Origin of the sequence: Pseudoalteromonas sp. SR45-5, assembly GCF_014163565.1 — a bacterium.
Taxonomy (GTDB): domain Bacteria; phylum Pseudomonadota; class Gammaproteobacteria; order Enterobacterales; family Alteromonadaceae; genus Pseudoalteromonas; species Pseudoalteromonas distincta.
Genome location: NZ_JACJDN010000687.1, coordinates 1 through 2011, shown reverse-complemented (window position 1 = coordinate 2011; position 2011 = coordinate 1). Strand labels below are relative to the sequence as shown.

2 protein-coding genes are annotated in these 2011 nt (G+C 40.1%); both read left to right on the top strand.

Going from position 1 to position 2011, the window contains the following annotated elements; translation table 11 throughout:
• A partial coding sequence (gene htpG / locus H5072_RS18020) for a molecular chaperone HtpG (RefSeq protein WP_182694332.1) occupies positions 1-1588 on the top strand: 1588 nt, incomplete at its 5' end.
• A gap of 191 nt (positions 1589-1779) precedes the next feature.
• A partial coding sequence (locus H5072_RS18015) for a nucleoside monophosphate kinase (protein WP_182694331.1) occupies positions 1780-2011 on the top strand: 232 nt, incomplete at its 3' end.

The following is a 2011-nucleotide window of genomic DNA, read 5'->3' as shown; positions in this document are numbered from 1 at the left end:
AAACTTAACGGGTGATCAAAGTAAAGATTCACAGTTAATTGGTCAATTCGGTGTTGGTTTTTACTCAGCATTTATTGTTGCTGATTTAGTCACTGTTCGTACACGCAAAGCCGGTGAAACAACCGCTTATGAGTGGGAATCTAAAGGTGAAGGCGAATACACACTTCAAGAAATTGAAAAAGAAGGCCGTGGTACCGACATTATTTTACATCTTCGCGATGAAGAAAAAGAATTTGCTGATGACTGGCGCCTACGTAGTATCGTTACTAAATACTCTGATCACATCTCAACGCCAGTACAAATGTTTAAAGCAGAAGTGCCTGAATCTGAAGGCGAAGACGGCGAAAAAATTCCAGCAGTACCAGGTGAGTGGGAAAGCATTAACCGCGCGACTGCATTGTGGACACGCGATAAATCAGAGCTTTCTGATGATGAATACAAAGAGTTTTACAAGCATGTTAGCCATGATTGGGAAGAGCCACTTAGCTGGGCACATAATAAGGTTGAAGGTAAAACTGAATACACTAGCCTTTTATATATTCCTAAAAAAGCACCTTTCGACTTATGGAACCGTGAACGTCAAAGTGGTTTAAAACTTTACGTACAACGTGTGTTTGTAATGGATGATGCTGAGCAATTCATGCCAAGCTACCTTCGCTTTGTAAAAGGCTTACTAGATTCAAACGATTTACCACTGAACGTATCTCGTGAAATTCTACAAGACAACAAAGTAACGCAAGCTATTCGTAAAGGGTGTACATCGCGTATTATTAAAATGCTTGAGCGTATGGCTAAAAACAAAGCTGACGATTACCAAGTATTTTGGAATGAGTTTGGTCAAGTAATGAAAGAAGGCCCAGCTGAAGATGCTGCCAATAAAGAAGCTATTTGTAAGCTACTTCGTTTTTCTTCGACACACACTGATTCACAAACACAAGATGTGTCGCTTGAGCAATATGTTGAACGCATGAACGAAGGCCAAGACAAAATTTACTACGTAGTAGCTGATACATTCACCGCTGCGAAAAACTCACCGCATTTAGAGATTTTCCGCAAAAAAGGCATTGAAGTATTACTACTAAGTGACCGTGTTGACGAGTGGATGATGAGTCACCTAACTGAATTTGCTGATAAGCAACTACAGTCGATCACACGTGGTGACTTAGATTTAGGTAAGCTTGACGACGAAGAAACAAAAAAAGCGCAAGAAGAGTCTGAAAAAGAAATGGCTGGCCTTGTTGAACGTATTAAAACAGCACTAGGTGATGACGTTAAAGAAGTGCGCTTTACGCACCGCTTAACAGATTCTCCAGCATGTGTTGTAAGCGACGACAACGACATGAGCTCACAAATGCAAAAGCTAATGGAATCTGTTGGTCAAGCAGCCCCTGAAGCAAAACCTGTGTTTGAGCTAAACCCAGAGCATCAACTTGTTAAGCACTTAAATGACGAACAAGATGAAGATAAGTTTGCGCAGTGGTCACACGTTTTACTAGATCAAGCGCTACTTGCAGAACGCGGTACACTTAAAGATCCAACAGGATTTGTTACTCGCTTAAATAAATTGATGCTTGAACTAAGTAAATAAGCAAATAGCTATTTACTCAGTTAATAAAGTATAATTTATGTACTTTAAATAAAAGGGAACGTGTGTTCCCTTTTTTAATGCCCTGTAAACACCCCAACGGCTCATCAATTAGTATAAGTTGCTTGAGTATCGGCGGCGCTTGTGGAAGAATTCAGGCTTTAAAATAAATATCCATACTAGGGGACAATAATATGCGCATTATTCTTTTGGGCGCGCCGGGTGCAGGTAAAGGTACTCAAGCTCAGTTTTTAATGGACAAATACGGTATTCCACAAATTTCTACTGGCGATATGTTACGTGCGGCAATTAAAGAAGGCACGCCACTGGGTCTAGAAGCAAAAAAAGTAATGGATGCTGGTCAACTAATTTCTGACGATATTATTATTGGTTTAGTTAAAGAGCGTATTACTAAAGCGGATTGTG